Source organism: Bacillus sp. CGMCC 1.60114 (assembly GCF_042676365.1).
In the GTDB taxonomy this organism is placed as follows: domain Bacteria; phylum Bacillota; class Bacilli; order Bacillales; family Bacillaceae_G; genus Bacillus_A; species Bacillus_A rhizoplanae_A.
On sequence record NZ_JBHTHG010000105.1, the window covers coordinates 57,082 to 80,314 of the forward strand.

The 23,233-nt window shown below is 34.0% G+C and carries 25 protein-coding genes and 2 pseudogenes; 16 read left to right on the forward strand and 11 right to left on the reverse strand.

All coding sequences use genetic code 11. From position 1 onward, the window contains the following. The first annotated feature begins 315 nt into the window (after positions 1-315). Entirely contained in the window at positions 316-639 is a 324-nt protein-coding gene (locus ACFQZ1_RS14905) for a hypothetical protein (RefSeq protein ID WP_377882961.1), read from the forward strand. A gap of 360 nt (positions 640-999) precedes the next feature. Here the strand turns inward: ACFQZ1_RS14905 and ACFQZ1_RS14910 are convergent, their stop codons facing one another. Beyond that, positions 1,000-2,247: an MFS transporter gene (locus tag ACFQZ1_RS14910; RefSeq protein WP_377882962.1), complete on the reverse strand. Its 1,248-nt coding sequence runs from the start codon at positions 2,245-2,247 to the stop codon at positions 1,000-1,002. A gap of 110 nt (positions 2,248-2,357) precedes the next feature. On the opposite strand from ACFQZ1_RS14910, the gene ACFQZ1_RS14915 reads away from it, so the two are divergent. The 7 genes and pseudogenes from ACFQZ1_RS14915 (at position 2,358) to ACFQZ1_RS14945 (ending at position 7,205) form a co-directional block, all read left to right on the forward strand. Continuing rightward, positions 2,358-3,203, forward strand: coding sequence for a LysR family transcriptional regulator (locus tag ACFQZ1_RS14915; RefSeq protein WP_377882963.1), 846 nt, complete (start codon positions 2,358-2,360; stop codon positions 3,201-3,203). Between the two features lie 316 nt (positions 3,204-3,519). Further along, positions 3,520-3,749 (forward strand): annotated as a pseudogene (locus ACFQZ1_RS14920) (DDE-type integrase/transposase/recombinase); the annotation flags it as partial. A gap of 78 nt (positions 3,750-3,827) precedes the next feature. Beyond that, entirely contained in the window at positions 3,828-4,802 is a 975-nt protein-coding gene (locus tag ACFQZ1_RS14925; protein ID WP_377882964.1) for an alpha/beta hydrolase, read from the forward strand. 385 nt (positions 4,803-5,187) lie between these two features. Continuing rightward, positions 5,188-5,838 carry a 2OG-Fe(II) oxygenase gene (locus ACFQZ1_RS14930; protein WP_377882965.1) on the forward strand — a complete coding sequence of 217 codons (651 nt, stop codon included), beginning with the start codon at positions 5,188-5,190 and terminating at the stop codon, positions 5,836-5,838. A gap of 139 nt (positions 5,839-5,977) precedes the next feature. Further along, positions 5,978-6,143: pseudogene (locus ACFQZ1_RS14935) on the forward strand (IS1595 family transposase); the annotation flags it as partial. A 96-nt stretch (positions 6,144-6,239) separates the two neighbouring features. After that, on the forward strand, positions 6,240-6,722 hold the full coding sequence (locus ACFQZ1_RS14940; RefSeq protein WP_377882967.1) for a DUF2691 family protein: 483 nt from the start codon (positions 6,240-6,242) through the stop codon (positions 6,720-6,722). Positions 6,723-6,920: 198 nt separating this feature from the next. Continuing rightward, positions 6,921-7,205, forward strand: a complete 285-nt coding sequence (locus tag ACFQZ1_RS14945; RefSeq protein WP_377882968.1) for a hypothetical protein — start codon at positions 6,921-6,923, stop codon at positions 7,203-7,205. A 536-nt stretch (positions 7,206-7,741) separates the two neighbouring features. Here ACFQZ1_RS14945 and ACFQZ1_RS14950 read toward each other — a convergent pair. Then, complete coding sequence (locus tag ACFQZ1_RS14950) at positions 7,742-8,269, reverse strand: DinB family protein (protein WP_377882969.1); 528 nt, start codon at positions 8,267-8,269, stop codon at positions 7,742-7,744. Between the two features lie 343 nt (positions 8,270-8,612). Beyond that, on the reverse strand, positions 8,613-9,947 hold the full coding sequence (locus tag ACFQZ1_RS14955) for an MFS transporter (protein ID WP_377882971.1): 1,335 nt from the start codon (positions 9,945-9,947) through the stop codon (positions 8,613-8,615). A 684-nt stretch (positions 9,948-10,631) separates the two neighbouring features. Between ACFQZ1_RS14955 and ACFQZ1_RS14960 the strand changes: the two genes are divergently transcribed. Next, entirely contained in the window at positions 10,632-11,723 is a 1,092-nt protein-coding gene (locus tag ACFQZ1_RS14960; RefSeq protein ID WP_377882972.1) for a DUF3626 domain-containing protein, read from the forward strand. 221 nt (positions 11,724-11,944) lie between these two features. Here the strand turns inward: ACFQZ1_RS14960 and ACFQZ1_RS14965 are convergent, their stop codons facing one another. The 6 genes from ACFQZ1_RS14965 to ACFQZ1_RS14990 all read right to left on the reverse strand — a co-directional run bounded on the left by ACFQZ1_RS14965 (position 11,945) and on the right by ACFQZ1_RS14990 (position 15,347). Then, entirely contained in the window at positions 11,945-12,472 is a 528-nt protein-coding gene (locus ACFQZ1_RS14965) for an HXXEE domain-containing protein (protein ID WP_377882973.1), read from the reverse strand. A gap of 64 nt (positions 12,473-12,536) precedes the next feature. After that, on the reverse strand, positions 12,537-12,779 hold the full coding sequence (locus tag ACFQZ1_RS14970) for a hypothetical protein (protein ID WP_377882974.1): 243 nt from the start codon (positions 12,777-12,779) through the stop codon (positions 12,537-12,539). A gap of 191 nt (positions 12,780-12,970) precedes the next feature. After that, positions 12,971-13,795 (reverse strand): class I SAM-dependent methyltransferase, encoded by an 825-nt coding sequence (locus ACFQZ1_RS14975; RefSeq protein ID WP_377882975.1) that lies wholly within the window; start codon positions 13,793-13,795, stop codon positions 12,971-12,973. A gap of 157 nt (positions 13,796-13,952) precedes the next feature. Continuing rightward, positions 13,953-14,393 carry a MarR family winged helix-turn-helix transcriptional regulator gene (locus ACFQZ1_RS14980; protein WP_377882976.1) on the reverse strand — a complete coding sequence of 147 codons (441 nt, stop codon included), beginning with the start codon at positions 14,391-14,393 and terminating at the stop codon, positions 13,953-13,955. 294 nt (positions 14,394-14,687) lie between these two features. Next, positions 14,688-14,810, reverse strand: coding sequence for a hypothetical protein (locus tag ACFQZ1_RS14985; RefSeq protein WP_377882977.1), 123 nt, complete (start codon positions 14,808-14,810; stop codon positions 14,688-14,690). Between the two features lie 309 nt (positions 14,811-15,119). Further along, a complete protein-coding gene (locus ACFQZ1_RS14990) occupies positions 15,120-15,347 on the reverse strand; it encodes a hypothetical protein (RefSeq protein WP_377882978.1) in 228 nt (75 codons plus the stop codon). Between the two features lie 366 nt (positions 15,348-15,713). Here ACFQZ1_RS14990 and ACFQZ1_RS14995 point away from each other — a divergent pair, with 366 nt between their 5' ends. From ACFQZ1_RS14995 to ACFQZ1_RS15005, 3 genes are all read left to right on the forward strand, one after another. Further along, positions 15,714-16,592, forward strand: a complete 879-nt coding sequence (locus tag ACFQZ1_RS14995) for a methyltransferase domain-containing protein (RefSeq protein ID WP_377882979.1) — start codon at positions 15,714-15,716, stop codon at positions 16,590-16,592. A gap of 408 nt (positions 16,593-17,000) precedes the next feature. Continuing rightward, positions 17,001-17,207, forward strand: a complete 207-nt coding sequence (locus ACFQZ1_RS15000; RefSeq protein ID WP_377882980.1) for a DUF3311 domain-containing protein — start codon at positions 17,001-17,003, stop codon at positions 17,205-17,207. 16 nt (positions 17,208-17,223) lie between these two features. Continuing rightward, positions 17,224-18,678 (forward strand): sodium:solute symporter family protein, encoded by a 1,455-nt coding sequence (locus tag ACFQZ1_RS15005; protein ID WP_377882981.1) that lies wholly within the window; start codon positions 17,224-17,226, stop codon positions 18,676-18,678. A 150-nt stretch (positions 18,679-18,828) separates the two neighbouring features. On the opposite strand, the gene ACFQZ1_RS15010 is transcribed toward ACFQZ1_RS15005, so the two are convergent. Next, on the reverse strand, positions 18,829-19,188 hold the full coding sequence (locus ACFQZ1_RS15010; protein ID WP_377882982.1) for a winged helix-turn-helix transcriptional regulator: 360 nt from the start codon (positions 19,186-19,188) through the stop codon (positions 18,829-18,831). A gap of 146 nt (positions 19,189-19,334) precedes the next feature. On the opposite strand from ACFQZ1_RS15010, the gene ACFQZ1_RS15015 reads away from it, so the two are divergent. The 4 genes from ACFQZ1_RS15015 to ACFQZ1_RS15030 all read left to right on the forward strand — a co-directional run bounded on the left by ACFQZ1_RS15015 (position 19,335) and on the right by ACFQZ1_RS15030 (position 22,358). Next, complete coding sequence (locus ACFQZ1_RS15015) at positions 19,335-20,354, forward strand: zinc-binding alcohol dehydrogenase family protein (protein WP_377882983.1); 1,020 nt, start codon at positions 19,335-19,337, stop codon at positions 20,352-20,354. Positions 20,355-20,662: 308 nt separating this feature from the next. Then, positions 20,663-21,229 carry a hypothetical protein gene (locus tag ACFQZ1_RS15020; RefSeq protein ID WP_377882984.1) on the forward strand — a complete coding sequence of 189 codons (567 nt, stop codon included), beginning with the start codon at positions 20,663-20,665 and terminating at the stop codon, positions 21,227-21,229. Between the two features lie 93 nt (positions 21,230-21,322). Further along, on the forward strand, positions 21,323-21,994 hold the full coding sequence (locus ACFQZ1_RS15025; RefSeq protein WP_377882985.1) for an HAD family hydrolase: 672 nt from the start codon (positions 21,323-21,325) through the stop codon (positions 21,992-21,994). A 73-nt stretch (positions 21,995-22,067) separates the two neighbouring features. After that, positions 22,068-22,358: a GNAT family N-acetyltransferase gene (locus ACFQZ1_RS15030; protein ID WP_377882986.1), complete on the forward strand. Its 291-nt coding sequence runs from the start codon at positions 22,068-22,070 to the stop codon at positions 22,356-22,358. Positions 22,359-22,427: 69 nt separating this feature from the next. On the opposite strand, the gene ACFQZ1_RS15035 is transcribed toward ACFQZ1_RS15030, so the two are convergent. Beyond that, positions 22,428-22,835 carry a ribonuclease gene (locus ACFQZ1_RS15035; protein WP_377882987.1) on the reverse strand — a complete coding sequence of 136 codons (408 nt, stop codon included), beginning with the start codon at positions 22,833-22,835 and terminating at the stop codon, positions 22,428-22,430. Positions 22,836-23,233 lie beyond the last annotated feature (398 nt).

Genomic DNA, 23,233 nt, shown 5'->3' on the forward strand with positions numbered 1-23,233 from the left:
TGAAATAGGAAAAATTTCGAACTAACCCGTTAGTTTAAGTACTACCTTCGCAATCTATTAATTTATTCCAACACATTTTTCCGATTTCTTCAAAAAAATAAGTTCGCTTGATATTAAGCGAACTACCCTAGGTAAACTAGGTTTCTAAATAGATTGACTATTGATAAAGGAATGTTTAGATTTACATTTCGATACAGTATATAAACCAAGAAAAAGCGAAGAAAATTACCCAAGTAACAACTTCGGCTAACATTTGATATTGCTCCTGACAGTATTAAGCTATTGAACTAAAAACATATAATGAGGAGGTGTCAAATGGGGGTAATACTTTTCGTTTTAGTGATAGTATTCTCAATAACTTTTCATTTGTTAAGCCACAGAAAAATGGATCCAACCAAAAAGAAGTTGTATTTTATAAGTCTGATTTTTGCTATTGTTTTTGCCTTTATTCCTACAACAGGACAAAATGATGGGGATTTTCTTCACTTCGGTATACCTGCAGAAGATTTCATTTATTTTGGTGGATGGGAATTTTGGTTTAATCCATTGGGGTTTTTCTTCAACTTTTTTGTGTTTTATTGGTTTTTTAAGCTAACACTAAAGGTATGGGTATTTTTGTTGAAAAAGGAAAAGGATTAACGGGAGTAGGTTTGATTATCTATTCTTTTTATGGGAATAACAGGGATTCTATAAATTAATGACTTCCGATATCATCAAAATCACAAAAGATAAGCTATGATTGTACAAAAACACGGCCGATTTTACTTGTCGACCGTGTTTTCGTATGTTTGATACAAGAGTGTCATCAAATGTGCATTTTGTTCTTCGGGCACTTTTATTTTTGGAAGCAATTCTCGAATTTGGATGCGATTCCGTAAGGAGTATATACACGTTATTCTCTTTTATTCTATCTTTGTATTAAAACCTTTGCGAATGAGTATAGAAAGACAATTCTCCTAGATATATGTTCTCTAGAGGAATGGTTGAGTAATCATTATTTTAGACTCCGTCGGTGAATTGAATAGGTAATTGTTTGTTACGATACTCGATAATAGTTAACCATATTCCACTCAAGGCAATGAAAAGAGCTAGGATACCGAATGGAGCACTATAGCTGTGTAGATAGTCAACCAGTATGCCAAACAGCGCAGGTGCAAGCACAATAGCGAATTGATTTAATGTTAAAGCAAAACTTACAGTTAAGCCAATAAATTGCGGATCTGATTTTTCTGACACCAATATGATAAATAAACTAAACCATCCGATAGCAAAGAATCCAAGAAAGAAGCATAGGATTATGAGTAACCAAAAAGTCATATAAGATATGACATAACTCATACAAAGAAGTAATAAGACAGTGATACCAATAGTTATCTGTAATGGAATTACACGATTTCCTTTACATATATTATCACTAGTCCATGCTAAAAGGATCCTTCCAATCATTCCACCTAGCAATATCACACTTAATAATGTCCCAGCATGATGGAGGTTTGTATGAACTTCATTTGTAAGATAGCTCATTAGATGTGCAACAAGCACCATTTGTAAGGATATCATTGTTATTCCAATTAGAAAGATAGGGTAGAGAGAATAGTTTCCTTGTATCTTCTTTAACTTTGCTAAGAAGGAAAATGTTTCAGCCTTTTGAATAGAAGAACGCTCCTCAAGATAAAATAGGATGAACAATAAGCCTCCACTAATAGCTACAATTGTTTGCACAAGGATTACAGAAGGGAGGCCATATTTATAAAAAAAGAAAGGAAGCGTACTAGAAGCCAAAGCACCTCCAATTGGAATTCCAGTTTGACGAATCCCCATTGCAAGTCCTCTACGCTGAGGAGGAAACCACTTTACAATAGCTTTACTACCTCCAGGTTGTGCCGTTCCATACCAGACTCCTGCAAATAGTAAAATAACAACTAAATATGTATAATTGGTAACTTGATAGGCAAACAACATACTCACTCCAAGTAAGACAGACCCTACTCCTACAATCCATTTTTCTCCATGTCGATCCATTAAGTTTCCGAAGAACAACATAGAGAAGATAGGTCCGATGTTTACAACTGATACAAGCAATCCTGTTTGAAATTGAGATAGGTGATGTACTTGCTGCCAGAAAGAGGCTAAAGGACCAATTCCGTACGTAACAAACGTAGCGAATGTTTGTGAAATAGTTGCAATTAATAGGATCATCCATTTGTATGAGCTAGTGAAAGTATCTCTTGTTTTTTGCTTTAGCATTTTATCATTACCTCCTTTTCTCTTTTATTGTATGAATATGAGGATATCATGTAAAATAAATAATAAAGATAAAAAACATCAAAAAAATTGATATCTTGGAGGTGAGTTATGTGGATATTAAAGATCTAACTGTATTTAAAAGGGTAGCCGAAGAAGGAAGCATATCGAAAGCAGCAAAATCACTAGGATATGTTCAATCAAATGTGACTATGAAAATTAAACAGTTAGAAGATGAATTAGGAGTCCCATTATTTTACCGTAATGGAAAGGGCGTAATTTTAAACTCCAATGGCGAGATCTTGTTAACATATGCTAGGCAGATTTTAGATTTAACTGAACAATCAATAAGATTAGTACAAAGTAATCATTCTAAACCTCTTGGTACACTGAAGATTGGATCTACCAACTCTACAGCTGCAGTCCGTTTACCTCCTCTTCTGAAAAACTATTATGAAAATTATCCTGATGTTGAATTGGTGTTGGAGACTCATACAAGCACTGAGCTAACTCAACTTGTACTCGAACGTAAACTAGAAGGAGCATTCATTGTCGAAGATGTTCATCATCCAGACTTGACTTCAATTCTGTTTTGTGAGGAAGAATTAACAATTATTAGCCATCAGCCTTTAATTGATATCCAAGAGCTGAATAAAATTGCTTTGTTAGCCTTTGGTGATGGCTGCCATTATCGTAGCATAGTAGAAAAGTGGTTAAAAGAAGAGGGCATTTATCCAAAGCGTGTATTAGAATTCGGTACGATTGAAGCAATTATCGGTTGTGTGAAGGCAGGAATGGGAATAGCTATCATGGTTAAATCAATTCTAAAAGACCATGAGCAGTCTTTAACTTTGACTTCTCTACCTCAGAAATATTCCAAGGTACCAACTTATTTTATTATGAGAAAAGATGTACTTTTTTCGGCTGCCCTACAGAGATTTGTTGAGATGATAAACTAAATTGCTGTGTAGCTCAATTCTTAGAAAATAACGAAATTAATTGGAATAAGGAAGACTGCCCGCTTTCACTATTGGGCAGTGAAACAGCTATACTAAGAAGGAAAGATGATTTTTTTAATACGATTCGAAATGCGGCGTATTTACCTGGTTTTAAAAACTTTCACCAGTTTTATTAGATGTACTGCACAAAGCGATGGGGGATTATACTTTGTATGTCAAACATCCAGAGGATTTGCAAGAAGGTAGGTTATTATTTTAGTTGAGGGAAATTTAAACAGTTATTGTTTCTGTTCACAAATAATAAAGTTGTTCCTGAAGGGTGAATGAGACATATATCAAAGTAAAGGCCAGCAGATGTATTTATATCGTGCAGTGGATTCCAAAGGAAACGCGATTGATTTTTATCTTAGTGAAACAAGAGACACAATGGCTGCGAAGCGTTTTTTCAAGAAAGTTTTGCGGTCTTGTCATGTTGCTAAGCCTCGCATCATGACAGTAGATAAGAATTTGGCCCATTCTATAGCAATTGAACAGTTGAAAAAAGAGATCAGAAGTACTATAACAAAATAGTATTTAAGATGTTACGATATTTCATGATTAATTATAGAATTGGAGGAAGAATTTTTGTTTTTCTCAAAAATAATAGATCAATTTGCTTTATATGATTTGCATAAAAAAAGAAGTAATGAATGCCAATTTTCTTCTTTTCCGAAAGCAAATTTGGATGGAGAAGATGTTCAAACCTTTTATAAGACAGGACCTGTAGATATTCAATTCAGTATTGAAGGTTCGAATGAACAAAATTATAAAATCGTTAAATTTTTATATAATAGTAATGTTAAGTCAGGGTATTCATGTAATGACATTATACCAGGAGAAGCGTTTTTAGCTGGAAATGAAGATGCAACTAATGTTATTTTGGTCCACGGGTGGCGAATGGATTCCAGTAAACGTGTAAAAAACATATTTCATAATCAAATGATTGGCCTGGGATGGAATATGTATTATTTTACGCTGCCATATCATTTTGAACGAAAACCTGAGTGTTCACTATATAGTGGAGAATACATGATTAGTGCCAATATTGAGCGAACAGTACAATCAACCCAACAGGCTGTAGCCGATTTAAGGGGATTGATACAATGGATTAAGAAAAATAAAAAAGGGCCTGTGGTTTTAATTGGTGTTAGCTTAGGAGGATTTATTACTAATTTAACGGCCCTTGTTGAATCAGAAATTGATGTGTTAGTTTCCGTATTTTATGCGAACCGTCTTTCTTATTCAATATGGAAGACGAATCCTGGTAAATACATCAAAGCTGATTTACAAGATAATGGAGTCACTTATAAAGATTTGGTTGAATATTGGAAGATAATAGATCCTAGTCAAGCTATTCCTATGATGAATAAAGATAATATTTTACTAATTTCAGCAAAACATGATCAATACGTTCATATTGAAGATACAAGCCATTTATGGGAATCGTGGGGAAGGCCTAGACGGTATGTATATAATTGTGGTCATTCAGGAATTGTACTTAATCGTAAGAAAATTGCCCAATATGCTATCGATTTTATTCGAATTCGAATAATGGGATGATAGTACTTGTATTTTTATTATGGATGATTGCAACGATTCTATTTTTCACTAATCTTAAAATGTTACAGCTACGTGGAGAAGTCTAATTGCTTTGTTCGGAGGTTTTGGAGGATTAGGGGTTTTCAATGAGCCATGATTCTTCTTTCCAAACAGCTTATGAAGCATGTTTACCCGTACGGTTCTTCTGCTTTATCAACCATCTCTCCTTAACACAATATGAGAAAGAGAAAAGAATATGAATCTCAGCTCTCGTTTGGGTCGAGATTTTTTCTCGTGTTAAAACATATAACGGAAAAGTTTTTGTTATTATTATCAGAATAAAGTGAATAGAGAGAAAGTGTGATATATTCATAATATCCAATCATTTTTAAGGGAGATGGGGAACATGACAGCGGAAAATCAACCAGTTAAAAATAAGGAACTAACGATTTTTAACCACGTTGGAAACACAATTGTAACAGAAGATAGAGAAATCCAAATTATTTCAAGATTAGAAGAGCCTCTTATTGTCGTGTTAGCGAATGTATTAAGCGATGAAGAGTGTGAAATGTTAATTGAAATGTCTAAAAATAAAATGAAACGTTCTAAAATTGGTGCTTCGCGCAAAATAAATGATATTCGGACGAGTAGTGGTACGTTTTTAGAAGAAAGTGAGGCTGCTACTAGAATCGAAAGACGAATCGCTTCAATCATGAATGTTCCAGTTGAACATGGAGAAGGATTACATATTTTAAATTATACTGTTGACCAAGAATATAAAGCGCATTATGATTTTTTTGCAGAAAACAGTGCGGCAGCAAATAACAATCGTATTAGTACTCTTGTCATGTACTTAAATCATGTAGAAGAAGGCGGAGAGACTTTCTTTCCAAAACTCAACCTTTCTGTATCTCCGAAAAAAGGAATGGCGGTATATTTTGAATATTTTTATCAGGATGCATCATTAAACGAGCTCACTTTACATGGCGGTGCACCTGTTATCAAAGGTGAAAAATGGGTTGCGACGCAATGGATGAGAAGAAGAACTTTGTATTAAGATACCACTCAATTACGAGTTTAGTATGGGATTATACTGTTACAATTAGGCAGTTTTTTTGTTTTCAGTAAAAAAATGAAATTACCAAAAGAGCTGTTACTAACATCTATTGAATATATGTGTACGATTATCATGTTCGTTAAGTCATTGGATTAACCGATATAAAGGTGCGGTAATCACTAAAGGTAGGGGTTTAATTTCTTGAAATGAAAGGGTTTGTCGCAACAACAACGAATATTAAAGATGTATTTGTAAGTATCAGCCTATGCGAGCGCTATTTAACAAATAAAGAATTCGTCAAATAAAGTTAATCATCTAATGAATGTAAGACAGCCTTATTGAACTAACAGATAGCTTAGTTCAATAAGTGGTAAATTAAAAAGCAAAAGGATGTATTGAAAATGGATAAAGTCGGTGTTTATTTTGAAGTGCCTAGGGGTAAATATAACCTTCAAATAGAGAACATATTAGAATTATTTATAAAAATGGTGAATTACAATTGGCACATCGATGAAAATGATGTATTAGTAAAAACGAATAATGATTGGGATGATGATTATAGATTTTTAGATAACAAAGAGTTTGAGACTGGGAGTAAGTTAAAAGAAGAGTTAAAAGGGATAGAATACTTTTATCCAATATTTTTAAATCTTAGAGCTTACCCACACGAAATACCCATACTCGAAATAAAAAATACGCCAGTACATACTATCCAAGAATTTTTAAATAGTAAATGTAGTTTGATGTTCGTAATTATAGATTGTTATGAGATAGCTATTTTTGTGAAAAATATAGGGGATTTTCCCAATATACAACAAGAAATTTTGTCACAAGGATATGTGGATTTTCGATTTATAGATAAATCTGAAAACTGGCGTATCTAATGCATATGTTAGCTGAACAATGACTGTCAAATTTAGACAGTCATTGTTCATAATTAAATATCAACATTTCAGCTTAATAGAACCTACATAAAAAGGAAATTTCAAATACAAGTGTGACAATAATTAGGTATACTTGTGATACAAATTGAGCTAAAATATTTATAAGTTTATATATAGTTAAAAGGGAATGGTCTTTATATGGATGTTTATCTGATTCATGAACGAACAAGGCAGCTAAAAGTAGCAAAAGTTGGATTTAGTTGGACTGTACTTTTTTTTAGTTTTTTTTCGCCTTTTTTTAGAGGTGACTGGAAATGGGGATTAATATTGTTAATTCTTTCAATATTTCTACCATTTTTATCGGCGTTTGTATTTGCATTTATTTATAATCGAATTTACATTAATGATTTGTTACAACAGGGATATAAACCGAATGATGAGATTTCCGAAGAAATCCTAATAGAAGAAATTTTTATAAACTAGTTTTTTCAGTAGGGATTCATCCTATAATTTAGAAAAAACATGATTCTTCTGTCGAGTGACAATGATTAGGTATACTCCTGACACGAACGGAATGCATAAATCTGTTCGTTTTTTTATGTTCTGTAACACTAATTATGACTGTACAAAAAACACGGCCGGTTTTATTTCTCTGCCGTGTTTTCGTTTGTGTGATTACGAAAAGTGCGTTTTGTTATAGAGGGATTGAAGCAGAAAGGACTGAAACTCATGGAAACATCGATTCGGAATCAAGTGCATTTTTGGCCCCCGCGCCAGTTCCACGATTTACATTAATAAAAACAAATTCTATTAGAATGAGTGATTATGACATCATAATTTTACAGGTTTTTATCAAAATTACCCGTAAAAGAATAACGTTTTTTTCGTTTTGGGGAACAATGAATTTCTTAACCTGATAGCGATGGGGTAGAGCCATCAAAACGTGAATTTCGTACGCTAAATACAATTCTACAAAGAAAAAAACGATTTCCTGTACGTTAAGGAATCGATGATTTTTGTTATTTCTTTTTTAATATACTCAAATATACATCCCATGGGCCAACGTCTTCTCTGTACCTTTCAGACATAACACGAACGATTTGAGAAATATGTGTTAAATCATGAACAACCCATGTTGAAATTAATTCTCTTACCTTCACTACACCAAATGCAGGATGGTATCCCGTCAATTCAAGATGTAATTCAGAATTAATAAGTGATGTAAGTTTGTTTATGTTATGCTTTCTAATTGTTTTAAACTCAAACAATTTTTGTTCAATAGATCCTTCAGATTTATTGATTAAGTGGGAGTAACGATCAAAATGAGGAAAGGGTTTATTTTCACCTTCCTGGAGAATAAATTCTAGCCTCGGTATCCAATTGTTTTTCTCTCCCTCAATGAGATGCTCAATCACTTCAGAGACATTCCATGTCGCTTCTCCTTCATTGCATTGCAACCATCCATTAGATAAGCCAGATAAAAAATATTCCAATGTTTGTGGTGTACGATCAAGAATCTCAACAGCTTCATTTACATTAAAGTTCACATAAATTTCCCCTCTCGTTAATGATACAAAAGTACATTTTCAAACATCATCCTCATGCAGACAATATCTTCAAAATTTCAAAATCATTTACATTATTATACATTAGTTTTTGGTAAACATTTATTACAGCAATCACTCTAATTTCTTTTTTTGATATTATGAAGACTTTTATAGAATAAGCCTTGCATTTAGACTTGGAAATGAAACATACGGAACACTAAAGATACAGGAAACATCCTTGAAAGATTTAAAAATGTATTTTATAAACCAGAAAGACAAAAAATCACTTATTTAATTAGGTGTTTTTTGTCTTTGGATTATCGAGATATCGAAACAATTGACATTACGCTTTTCGACTATGAACAGCTTTAGAATCTATTAATGAAGGTTTTTGTTTCCCTGGTTTCACAAAAACCATGGCTATCATGCCTATTATGACTGCAATTGCAGCAGCAATAAACATTGCTTGATATCCATATTTGACAACAAGGCTTCCTGTTAAAGTTGGAGCAATGATCGTAGCGAGATTTGCAATGAAATGAGTTACGCCACCAAATGTGCCCGCCTTATTTGGTTCAGTATCTAATACAACCGTCCAGTAAATCGAGTTCGGTAAGTAATTGAATGCATTCCCTATGCACATTAAGGTGAGTACCATTGCAGGACTCTTGACAGTCGGAATGAGCATAAAACAGATAGCTGTACAAAATAAGGAAGCAACTGTAAACCAAGATCTTGCCAGACGCAGATTCCCCGTTTTCTCACGTATTTTATCTGAAATTTTCCCGCCTAATAATCCTGTAAAAATAGCACCAACCCATGGAATCATTCCTAAATAACCAAGCGAGGCTAATGAAAATCCAAATTCATCTTGCAAATATTTAGGAGTCCAGGTCAATAGTAAAATATTCACATATAAAAACGCGAAATACCCAATGGCATTCATGACTAAGGTAGGGTTTTTGAAAAAATGGTACCAAGGTGTATGTATTTGATGATTGTTTTCGAATTGACTTTCACCAACAAGTAAGCTATCCGTATTTCGAATTTCTTGCAGCTCTGTTTCTGAAACTTTTGGATGATTTTCAGGCAAATCCGTAAAGACTTTAGACCATACGATTGTCCATAGTAATCCTACTATACCTAAAATAATAAACGTGATCTTCCAGTTGGTAATAGAGAGAAGACCAACAACAATTGGTGCAGTAACGAGAGCACCTACTGGTGTTCCTATTAATCCAAGTGCTACAGCGAAGCCTTTTTCCTTTGGAGAAACCCAGTTAGCCATTGTTCGATTCATCGTTGAGAATGTAGGACCTTCCGCAAAACCAAATAATACTCGAAACACAGCGAAACCAGCTAATGCTGAACCACCAAATAGCGCAGCGCCTACTTGCCCAGCAAATATTGTTCCTAATTCAAAGAGTGACCAGCTAGCACCAGCAAGAATCCACATAAATTTCGGTCCTTTTTTATCTGCCAGTGCTCCGCCAAATAAGGCCCCAAAAATGTATCCATATCCAAAGTAGCCGAGAATTGCCCCCCAACTTACAGGATTTAAGTGGAATTCTTTTATAATTGCAGATTGTGCATATGAAAGTGCACCTCTATCTATATAATTAATAACAGTCATGAGAACGATCATTAAAATGATAAAATATCTATATTTATTCTTCATCATGTGCCCCCTTATTTTCATGGATATGTTAGCGCAGCTGTAGTAGATTTATTCACATTGAAACGAAATAAGTAAGTAAAACAACAATTGATAAAACGAAACATTCTTTATGTAATTCAAAAATAATAACTTCTTTTACATTTTGTATGCTTCATCCAAGTGAAGCAGTGTAGTTATGAATTGTGATATTTCGCACCGTGTTGAACCTATAAAAAATGCAATCTTTTCTCCCTGCTTTCTAAGTAAGCTAGGAAATCGGAAATGTAACATCCTATCCAGATGTATGTCGTTACGTTCTTTCCTCGTTATTTCACCTCCTTAACTATAAAATATAGAATTTTTAGAAAATACTGTCTGTTTGATATTTAATCATAGTTAAGTTATGCATAAAAGTCAATATACAGATGCTTGCTGAAGATATTACCAGCACTGTGAATATCACACGATGTTGGTGTATCCACATGAATAACAATTCATATTTTTCCATTCATAAACATTCGAAACACTTTCCGTAAAGAATAAGTCGAAATACTTTTCAGAAGGATTCATTCAATCTCATATTGAAATTTAGCTAAGTACTTTTAAATCTACGGCTTGGGGAATAGATTGTGAATCAAACTTCATTTGAAATACAAGGAGAACAAATTATACTAAGGGAATTTTTTTGAAAGGAGAGATCTGTTCATGGAATTATCGAGGTCTCAACTATTGGCTTTAGAGCATATTACAAAGTATGCAAGGAACCATAAACATGAGGCTAAAGCAACAATTAATCACATACTTAAAATGTCTAATATCTCGGATAAAATATTTGAAAATGCTGTTGCTAATTTAAAGTCTTACGCAAAGATTGGTCTACATTTTCATCCAGATAGACCAGATTCGACTATGAAAAGCGTTGCTGAAGCACTGCTTGAGCAAGGAGTATATAAGAGCCAGTTTGAAACATTATTATCTAATGGCAGCGTATCCGCTTACCCTGGTGGTGAACGCGACCTTTGGGAGAAAAGAATTTTTGGAGGAGCATATCAACTGGAGGGCACAACCAATAACCAACGGCCTAAATATGGGGCACTAAATTTGATGTTACATCTAGATGGGCCTGCTCCACGTTTTGGATCATGCTATTTTCTTCTATCTCCTGAGGTTTCTTATCGCACCACATACACGTATTTGGATTCGCATCAAGACCCAAAAGAAAAGGGGACTTATGAAGAGTTTGACATCATTTTGGCTGCTCTCTTGGAAGAGGCGTTCTTAAAAGATTTTGCAATCGGTGAAAGAAACCTGACGCCAGCAAGGTTAATCAATCATTTGCTTGTTAATCTAGAAAGGCCATTTACGGACCTAGCAAACAAAGAGCCAAACCGCAATCTTAACCACTATATTGAAGCACAGGTTCATGGAGATATTTCCCTTAAAGAAGACGTGGAAGTGCTTGTTGCAGATCCTTCATTCAAGGACACTCATGTAGGGAGAACCTTAGAACAAATATGCCTTAAGTATTCCATTGAACTTTATTGGCACATGGGCTTTGTACTTATGGTAGACGAGGTTCCTACGGATTTTAGAGGTCCAACAATGCCTTCCTTGGCAAAGCGCATTGCACGAAATAATTATATCGATGCGAACATAATTGGATCTGCCGTATTGGACTTGAATCGCAATCCAGTATCTTGGAGCGATCGCGGAACATATAAGGAGGTGCTTCAGGAATTAAAACTATTGTGGCACGTTTTAGTGAGATATGGAAAGCCAAATCGAAAATTGAACTAAAGGGTGTGTTAATTCAAGAAGGCGTACAAAAGGACCAAAAAATTGGTTCTTTTCTTTTTTATCCCGCATTAACGGGCAAGAAAACCCCACCTTCAATACGCACAAGGCATAGTCCAGTTTAAGATGGGGATGAATTGCCCTCGCATTCCAAAGTACATCAAGTCGTCTATGAAAGAAATTGTATTCACGAATCAATAAACTCCAAGATAAGTGCATTCGTTTTACTGTTCATATTGAACTAACCATTTGTTGAATATATCCATAACTTTGTGAATGATACCTAAATTGACCACCATAATTATAAAGCCTAAAATTGAATACAAGACAATAGTATCTAATGGGAATAACTGTACTATATGCTTAATGATATAAATACAGATAGGTAAACAAATAATGCTTGTAATAATAGCAGGGACATATTTTCTTATGATTAATGTTTGAAAGCAATGTATTACTAAATGTAAAGTAAATGCAATAAACAAACCTACCCATAGGCTATACCAATTCATCACATAAGAAACAATTGTAATTATACTAATTAAAATAAATTCTTCTGCCACTCCAAGGGCGAAAGATGATGTTGTGATATTATCAAAATGAGGTAATAACCTTTTTGATAACCTAGGAAATCTTTCACATAAATAGCGTCTGTTTTTCCTTATCCATGGTTGTATGAAAATTATTTCTTCAAAATCGTGAAAAATAAAAAGTATTGGAAAAAGCCATACCATCACTTGTATATTATTCATTGTCATCCCCCTAAAATTCTAACTTAATAAAAATGAAGCCTTTACTAAAGGCTTCATTTTTGTATCATAAGAAGTATATTTTTCCTAATACAAGGAGTATAAATATAGCCACCCAAAAGGTAAGCATAAATGTAGCTTTTTGTTTTATTTGATAAGCTCTAACTGCTTGAAGTACGGTCATTACAAATAGTAGAATCATTAAAATATTGGAGCTGATCGAGTCGGTGATAAAACCATAAACAGAGACAACAAGAACAGCTACAGCGCTTAATAATGACAAGGTTTGAATCAGTTTTGATAATGTCATCATATATCCCCTTTTTGATGAATGATTCCATAATATATATTCAATTAGACAAATCGATATCCCTAAAAGATATTTATGAAAAAAAACATGGCAAAGAGCCATGTTTTTTCATTGTTTCCATTATCAACATTCCGTCAATTATACTGGCATTTTTCATACCTTGTAATCTTATTAGGTCTCTAGAGTTACTTTCATCTGTCCTCAAAGCGCAGATGGACGAATTTCAGCATCTTTATCAAATCAACAATTCGTACCATTACGCGTGTGCTGCTTTCCCATTGTTTTTTTGTAGGTATTCCTTTAAAGAACGATTCACAGTTTAATACCTTTATTTTTGATGACCATTTTTCCATAGATTTTGGATTATTGACGTAAAAGTACATCATGGCGCCTTTGTTACCAGACTTTTTAACTGTACGGTTTGAAAGCCCCAGCGCAAATTTTGATTCCGCGTCGAAATACAATTCGCCGCCAGGAAAGCGCTGTGCCATGGCAGAAAACATTTCTTTAAGTTGATTTTCTTGAAAGTAATAAAAAACTCCTGCTGAGACGAAGAGTATTCCATCATTCTCATTAAACTTAATATCGTCAAACCACGAAATATCAAAAAAAGATTTGGCAATGCTGACATTTCTCGGTGAATCTGCTATTAAAGTTTTACGAAAAGCTATTGCATCGGGTAAATCGAGATTATACCAATTGATCGTACCGTTGTCGATTCTTGAAAAAGTGGTATCTAACCCAGAGCCGATGTTCACAATGGTAGCTCGAGGGTGCTTAGTGATAAAATTTCGGATTGTGTCATCAATTTTGCGAGCACGAACGATGTAGGTTATCCCGCCGTATTCGCCAAAAGTTTCGGCTATATCGGCAAAATCAAAATCACATTCTTTGATAATGTTAATAGCTTCTTTGTCATCCAAAATTTCTGGATTCTTCTCGCTGCCACTGGCACGTCCCCATAGGGGGATGAGCATTGTGCCTTGAACCGATTGTAAATCTATCATTTTCACCATAAAAATCCTCCATTTCAAACTGCTGTATCAGAGCTCCTGTTGTACTAGAAGAAAAATCAATAATAGTGTTATTTGTGAAAATAAATTCAGCCTATTCTTACGTAAGGGATTTTGTGTCCGATTCCATTAATCGAAACACGTTCTCTTTACTTCATGATTAATTATCCTCGACCATTTTTGCTAGCATTCTATTTGTTTTATGTAATCCGTACAACAAGTCACGCCGATCTTCATCCGAAAGTTTTTCAAGATTATCCGTGAAATTGTTATATATCTGTTTCCAGCGTTCATACTGTACATCTTCAGCTTTTTTCGTTAGTGAAATTAAAATTGCTCGTTTATCTGAATCATCTTGTTTCTTAATTATATAGCCAGCCTTCTCTAAGTTACGCACTGTTACACTAAGTTGTTGCTTCGGTATGTTTAAATCATGAGCTATCGTTTTCAAATTTACAGGTTTACTTTGCTGGGAAACATACTCAACTACATGTTGTTCTATATGTGTAAATTCTGATGATTTTTCGGATAATAACTTGAAAGTTCCAAACATATTCATCAACAGATTCAAGTATTCGTTTACTAAATCTTTATCAGCCATCATTGTTCTCCCTCTATCAATTTAGTAAATATTATATTACTATTTTTCGGTAAAATAAACGTTTTCTTCTGTTTATTGTAAATGATTATTTACAAAAGGAGGGAGTAATATAATGAGCTGCTATGTTAATTTCACATGAATACAATATATTTTTTCTGTGTATTACATGATAAAATGGAATATAAAGGAATGAGATAGGGGTGAGTAAGTAATGGAAGCGCTGGTAGAAGTATTGAAATACGTTACATATATATTAGTCATATTTAGTGTTTTATTTGTTATCATACGTAGGAATTATCTATATCCATCTAACTCTTTGCTTTTCTTTTTTGGATTGGGAGGTGCCATAGCATCAACAAGAGGAAACTCGATGTTTAATATGTTTTTAATGCTTCTCTGTAATGCTGTTGTTTTCATATCTGTCCTTTTTATTATGAAAGATATACGAAAGTTTCGGAACAAGGCAGCTGAATAGAACTTGTCTTCAGGCGTGAGGGTTGTTATACATACTCTCCTTTTTTTGTTTAGTCTTATATTAGAGGTACATTCAACTAAATATCATATTTTCTACGTTAATACATTTACTGGAAGTGAAATCCTTGATTTTCTTACGCTTAGAATTTTTTTCACCATAATCTCTCGTTTTTAGTGAAATTAAAAAGAGAATGTTTTGGTTAATCTTTTTTTATTAAAATAGAAGGGGAGGTAAAACGGAGTAAATCTATATTATTTTTTCTTAAAGTCTTCTAAAGGGCTCTCATCGCTTAGTTCAACGAAGAACGGAAAAAGGAATAAAAAGAGGCAACGTAAAATTTCACTTGAAAAACGAAAGGTTTCGGCTGAAATATATTGTCTTTGATTACAATACGGACAATCCTTACCAGCGTTTTGAAAAAAAAGAGACCATACATCTTTTGCTTTCCATTTCGCCTTACAATTTGTACAACGAGTCATAATACTCCTCCTATTCTTTTAACCCATTTTTCAGATTACAATCCGTGTAGTTTCCGAAATATACCATTTGATTATACATAAAATGGTAGGTTATGTTAATTGAATATATATAGCATACAACTAAAATCTCTTCTATTTAGTCTTAATTTTGATAAGGGCGTGGATGATTGAGTTCTCTCATCTTTTATAGGTTCTTTCTGTCTTGGTATATTGTTTGCGGTATTTAACAGGAGAAAGGAAAGGGAATTTCAAGAGAACATAACCATTCGTAGATGAAGGATAAAGCTCCACTGAAATAAATTTCTGCTTTTGTGATTTAAGTTAACTCGAAATACTAACTAAACATGGAGAAAGGAGCTTGTTATATTGGAAGATTATTATTGGGATCATAAGTTGGATTATTTAAAGAATACAAGAGATTTATATTACAACGATGACTATTTAGGGTTTTTAGTGAATTCAGTTTGGAAAATTTCTAAACCCGTACATATTATTGACTTTGGATGCGGGTATGGATATTTAGGGCTAAAACTGTTACCTCTGTTACCGCTAGGTTCAAGATACACAGGCATTGATAAAGGACAGCAATTGATTCATACAGCAAAGAGTCTGTTTCAGGACCTTCCATATGAAGCTGAATTTATTGAAGCTGATGTTACTGAAATTGAATTAGAGAGTAAGTATGACATAGCGGTGTGTCATGCATTTTTATTACATATGGCTGATCCGATAAAAATGTTGCAGAAAATGATTCATTCAGTCATTGATGAAGGTAATATCATATGTTTTGAACCGCACTGGATTTCCAATATGTCTTCGTACAATCTTAACAAACACGACCAATCAGAAATTATTCAGCTTGGTTTTCTTCAAAAACTGTTTGAAGAAGATACAAAACGAAATGGAAAAGATGGAAACATCGGGATTAAGTTACCGACCTATATGAGCGAATTAGGTGTAAAAAACATTGATTGCCGGGTTAGTGATAAAGTTAATTTTCTTGACTCTAATATGAATGAAACAGATAAACAGAGATTATATGATTCACTCAAAGAAGAAGGATTAGGTGCAGCTCCTACTGAAAGGAAAGAGTTTATTGAGAACTTAATAAATCGAGGGGCTACATTTACTGAAGCACAGGATCAGTATGAAGCAGAACTACGATTTTCTAAAGCGTTTAATATTAATTCCTCTTTAATTTACGCTCCAAGTATGAAAATTACTTTTGGAGTGGTAAAAAAATAAGAAACATAGGTTTTAGAATTCAAAATGAAGAAAACTGCTTATTTATCATATCTGGCGAGCAGACTCCCATCTCAAGCGCGAAACGGTAGGTGGGGGTAGTTCAATTTATCTATCAAGACTGGATGGACGAGGCCCCTATGATCTTAATTCGCACTAATGTGCTATCTTCCCTATTTTTAGCATGATTTTGCTTCTTATGTTTCGTGATGTTTCGATATCACCAAAATTGTGTAAGATAAGTTATGAGTTTACAAAAAGCACGGCCGATTTTACTTGTCGACCGTGCTTTTATATGCTTTGGTCTATATTCATTGTTATTAATTTTGAATCAAAAAAGGAAATTACCATTTTATGTAGAAAATGATAATTCTATAAATTGTCATATTATTTTGAAAGGAGGTGTACACTATGAAGTTCGGCAGTATTCTTATTGGAATGATTATTCCGTTTGTAGCTATTGTTGGTGTCTTACCATTTATTGCATCATCTGATATAAGCATCATGGGGTTCCCAATCATTTATTTTTGGATTTTTCTATGGCTGCCGCTTACCTCGCTTTGTCTTTGGTTATCTTGGATGTTGTATGATCGTCATAATTTGAAGGGGGATTTATAGAAAAGGAGGATACCGTATGTCACTTATTATTTTTTCTGTTATCATACTTTCTACTATTCTGTATGCTGTATATTCAAGAGAGAAGAGTGAGCAACTCAGCGTAGAGCAATATTTAGTAGGAGGCCGAAAATTTAACGCTATATTACTATTTTTCTTAGCTGTAGGTGAAATCTACGGTGTAGGTACTATTTTAGGATTTCCAGGTGGTGTATATGCAAAAGGGCCAAGTTATGGAATATGGTTTTTAGGGTATATCTTATTGGCTTATGCTGTCGGTTATTTCTTTGCACCTTTAATTTGGAGGGCAGGTAAGCAGTACGGTGCTATGACCATAGCGGATATTTTTAAAGGTCATTACTCGCATCGAGGTCTGGAATTGACTGTTACGATAACAGCACTCGTTTTTTTGATTCCATGGGCTCAATTACAATTCGAAGGGCTGGTTGTTTCTTTAAATGCACTGGGGTTTCACTTATCAGCTCCTGTAGCGACTATTATCGCTGGAGTTATGGCTTATATATACATATCAGTATCAGGCGTCAAAGCACCGGCTATTATTTCTATCGTAAAAGATATCCTGATGTTTCTTGCTATTGTGATTGTAGGCGGAGCAGTTTTACACAAGGTTGGCAGTGTGTCCCACCTATTTGAAATGGCGAAACAGCAGGGGGCTTTAGTCAAAGTTGACAAACCAATGGATATGAACTTTGCAATTTCAACTATCATTTTTCAAGCATTTGCATTTTATGCAGTTCCTCATGTTACAGGTGTGTTTTTTACTGGCCGTTCTGAACGAGCGATAAAAAAAGCACAGATTGTCATGCCGCTCTATATGTTTATGTTTCCGTTTTTAATCATTATCTCGTATTTTGCTCTGGCTACAATACCAAATCTAGCCAAACCTAACAGTGCATTTATGTCTACGGCAATTTCTCTGCTGCCTCCTTGGTTAATTGGCGTCATTGCAGCAGGAGCAGTGTTATCAGGCATTGTAGTGCTATCTATGATTAGTCTCGTCATTGGTGCTTTAGTTTCTCGTAATCTTATAAAGAATATATCGGAACAAGCGCAGCTAAAATCAATTAAAGCTGTAGTTATCTTATACTTACTGCTATCTATGGCCATAACGATTTTTGCCCCTAGCTTAATGATATCTCTTGTTAATACAGCTTATTATGGATTTGGACAGATTCTTCCAGGATTTATCGGTGTTTTCTTTATTCGTAAACTTACTCCAATTGGAATTGCCGCAGGTATTCTTGTCGGAGATGTGGCGGTACTTGGAATGAGTATAGGAAAAATTAGTATTTACAATATAAATATCGGCCTTGTTGCTCTTATATTAAATGTAATCGTTGCATATGCAGTCAGTGTGCTATTCAAAAGTAACCCAATCTTCGTATCTCCCATCACAAAACAAGAAAATTCTAGTCAGCCTTCAATTTCGTCACAAAAACATGTGGGGAGCTAATCTTAAATATATTTTTTAAAATTATAGGAAGCTGATATAATACAGCTTCCTATTTCAATTTAATTTTCTATTGTGACTGATTGATTCCCAGTGTATATGTGCTAAAAAAGTATCATACTGTTACAAGAAAACATGTGGGTTAAACAGTTATTATGATAGTGTTTCTGATTTTTCCACTAACCGAGATTTGTACATTTTTCCCCAGTTCCTCATTTGGACAATAATCGGTTCTAGTGTCCTTCCGAATTCAGTTAAAGAATACTCTACTTTAGGGGGAACCTCTGGGTAAACTTTTCTATGTACAATTCCGTCATTTTCTAGTTCGCTTAATTGTAAAGATAACACTCGTTGTGTAATGCCGGGGATTAATCTCCGCAACTCATTGAAACGCTTTTTTTCATCTAATAGATGATACAAAATAACACCTTTCCATTTTCCGCCGATAACATCAAGTGTTATTTCAACAGGACAACCCTCCTGGCAACCATAACCGCTTTTTCTATTCCTCATAAAGACAGCACTCCATAGTAATATTTATTGATGGTAACAGTAACACTAATGATACTATACTACATGAATGTGCCTTCTTACATAATTTAATTTTGCAATTTATAATGCAAGGAGAAGACAAATTTTATTAAATGGAGGAAATGAACATGAAAGCAATTGGTTTATTAGAATATCTACCTATCGAAAATGAGAATAGTTTGATTGATATTGAATTACCAAGACCTACACCGAAAGGAAGAGACTTACTCGTTAAAATTCATGCCATTTCTGTTAATCCCGTTGATACAAAAGTTCGTGCGCCAAAAGATAAAAAAGAAGAAGAGCCTAAAATACTTGGATGGGATGCTAGTGGCGTTGTTGTAGAAGTTGGAGAAGATTGTACATTATTTCAACCGGGTGATGAAGTTTTTTATGCAGGGAGTATCACAAGACCTGGTACATATAGTGAATATCATCTAGTAGATGAGAGAATTGTTGGAACAAAACCGAAAAATTTAACTCACGCACAATCAGCTGCTGTACCTTTAACAGCTATTACAGCGTGGGAAGGAATGTTTGAACGTTTAGCAATTGATTTTAATAATAAGGAAAAGAACAAATCAAAAAATATTTTAATCATTGGCGGTGCAGGTGGTGTTGGTTCTATTGCGATACAATTAGCGAAATGGGCGGGTCTTAACGTCATTACAACAGCCTCTCGAAATGAAACGAAAGAGTGGGTGAAAAGCTTAGGTGCTGATTATGCGATCAATCACCATAAGTCATTTAAAGAACAATTGTCACAGATTGAAATAGCAGAAGTTGATTACATTTTTTGCTTAAATAATACGGATCAACATTGGAACGGTATGGCAGAAGTGATCAAACCACAAGGGGGGATTTGTTCAATTGTAGAAAATGAGAAACCATTAGCATTAGGTTTATTAAAAAGTAAAAGTGCTACATTTGTTTGGGAATTCATGTTTACACGACCTATGTACTATACAGAAGATATGATTAACCAACACCTTTTATTAAATCAAGTGAGTGAATTGCTTGAGCAAAATACGATTAAGACGACATTAAACCAGACGTTATCGCCAATTCACGCTGCTAATATTAGAAAAGCACATGCGATGATTGAAACGGGAAGTACAATTGGAAAAATTGTATTAGAAACATTTTAAAAATATAAAGGAATAGTGGTATATGGAAAATGGAGCTGTATGTATTACGGTTCCATTTTTATATGGGTGAAAAATTATTATGTTTATCTTCTCCCAAAATAAACGGCTTGTCCTTTCTAATTTTATAGGATCGCTCATATATATATTATTTCAGAGAAAACATCTTGTTAGTAATATTTAATGGCTGTAGAAGAGTGAGTTTCTTCACTTTCAAAATTTTTATATTAATAAGGAAGGAAAACGAGAGGGCGGTGAGAAAAAGCGTTATAAGGGGTACAATTTACATATATCAAGGGGGAGGGAATTGTATGTATATTTTTATCGGGATTGGAATTTTAATTGTGATCCTTGTTTTTTTATTAGCAGAAAAATTCGCTCCAAATTCAGTTATGATGGTAAGTTTTCAAGGGAAACAACTGAAAAAATTTCTTCTAGGACTTGCGATTATTTCTATCTTTTGTTTAGTTTACGGAATATATCATAAAATGACATACAAACTCCCGTTTAATGATATTACAGTAAACAATGAGAAACATACTGTTTTTGGAAACGTTGGAGAGTTAGGGTATTATTCGGATACGTTGATTAAAAAAGGGCAAGAAACGAAAATGTATATAATACTTTGGAAGGATATTCACCCAGCAGATGTTCGAATGTTCATCACGTATCCATCTGGAAAAGAAGAAGTTTGGGAACCTAAAATGTCTTTGCTTACGGCTAGATCTATACAAAACTTGAATCAGAAATTTAAAATAAAAGAAATTTATGAACTGTCTCCTTATACGTTTAAAGAAGCGGGGGATGTAAAAGTAACCATGAAAAACGGTGCGAGTACGATTGGTAGTATGTCTATTAAAGTGAAAGAAGTAAAATGATGATTTGTGAATCAACTATGTATACAATTTGTTTTTTTATCTAGGACTTATTTTAAATAGTAGCAAGAATTCTGATGAAAAGGGGAAGAAAGAGTGATTAAAGCTATGATTTTTGACTTAGATGGAACTCTATTAGATAGGGATTGTTCTCTTAAGCTCTTTATTAGAGATCAATATAAAAGGTACATCAATGAATTTAAGCATATACCTGAAGAACAATATGTAACGAGGTTCATTGAACTAGATAATAGAGGATACGTTTGGAAAGACAAAGTATATCAGCAATTACTCCAAGAATATTCTATTTCAAGTGTAACTTGGGAGCAATTATTAGAGGATTACATAAGCAATTTTCAACATCATTGTACTCCCTTTCCTCATATGGAATATGTTTTACAAGAACTTAAAAATAGAGGGTTATTATTAGGTATGATTACAAATGGATTTACTAAATTTCAGTTACTGAATATTTCCGCTCTAGAGATTGAGAAGTATATGGATATTATACTAGTGTCCGAGCAAGAGGGTCTTAAAAAGCCACATGCTGAAATCTTCCTAAGGGCTTTAGAAAGATTAAGAGTTAGTCCTGAAGAAAGTGTATACGTAGGCGATCATCCGGAGAATGATGTAATAGGAGCTCGGAATGTAGGAATGCATGCAATATGGAAGAAGGATACATTTTGGGGACGGCCATTCACAGATGAACATGTAATTGATGATTTACAAGAGTTGTTGTCCAAAATTAATATATTCCAAAGAGTTTAATAAAGCAAGGGTATAGAAGAATACAAAAAACCAAAAATTGAACATGTAGATAAATAATATTGGGGGGATTGGATTGTTCATAAGAGAGGCAACAGAAAAAGACGCAGAAGGCATTTTATATACTCGAAAAAGCATTATCTCTCAAAATGAATTTTTTCTTGTTACAAGCGAAGAATTTCATGTAGATATTGAAATGCAGAAAAAGAAAACTATTACAAATAGTCAACAGGGCGGTGTAATATTTGTTGCAGAAGACGGTGAACGTATTGTTGGTTTTTTAGTGTTTACAAGAAATTCCATGAAGCGCTTAAATCATACTGGCTCATTTTTTTCGTTTTGGGGAACAATTTATTTCTTAGCTTGATAGAAATGGGGTAGCGTCAGGATTTTGCGGATTTACAACGTTAAGGTAGAAATCCTTGTATCAATAGGATTACTTTCTTTTTATTCCTAGTTCTGATTCTGCGGAGCTTAAATTTCCTACAGCGTTTGTAAGGTGTTTATCAGATAACCCTACAGATTTTTTTGCTTCTTCCATTCTATCTTTTATAGGTGCAGCACCATCTAAACCTTCTACAATAGCTCTAGCAGCATTCCCTCTATAACTTGTTGCTAAAACAAATTCATTTCGAAAATTAGCTATTTTTTCTTTTAAAGCAGAATCGCTAATTTTGTCTTCAGCTTTGAAATCCACAACTTTTTTAGATAACTCATCATACTTGTTAGAGATAGCATTCATTTTCTCTTTTAATGTAGCAGGATTAATCGCTTTAGGATTTGCAGTTATTTCTGTCCAGACAGGTTTCCATTGTTGATTCCAAATTGCATCATATTCTGTCATTATTGCATCGAATTGTGGCTTAATCTCCTGTTCATAGATGCTTTTGTCTTTATTTTCAGCTTTAGCTGTTGCTTGCTGCGAGTCTCCGGAATTTTTAGTAGTGGAAGCTTTGTCAAGTGTGTCATCGCATGCAGCAAGGGTAAAAGCTAGTGAAGAACCAAGAAGTAAGATTGCTAATTTTTTTAATATATTATTTAATCTGGATATAAAAATGTTATATTTCCTTGATTATCATAACAAACTTGATATATAGATATTGTCGTGTTTTGTCGAAAAAATAAAAGAAGCCTAATTAGGGGCTGTTGACAAACTCTTCGAGTTAATCAACTTCTTCGGGAACTTTCAGAGCCTATGTAGTACGATAGACTACATAGGCTCTTTTTATTTTGGAGGTTTTG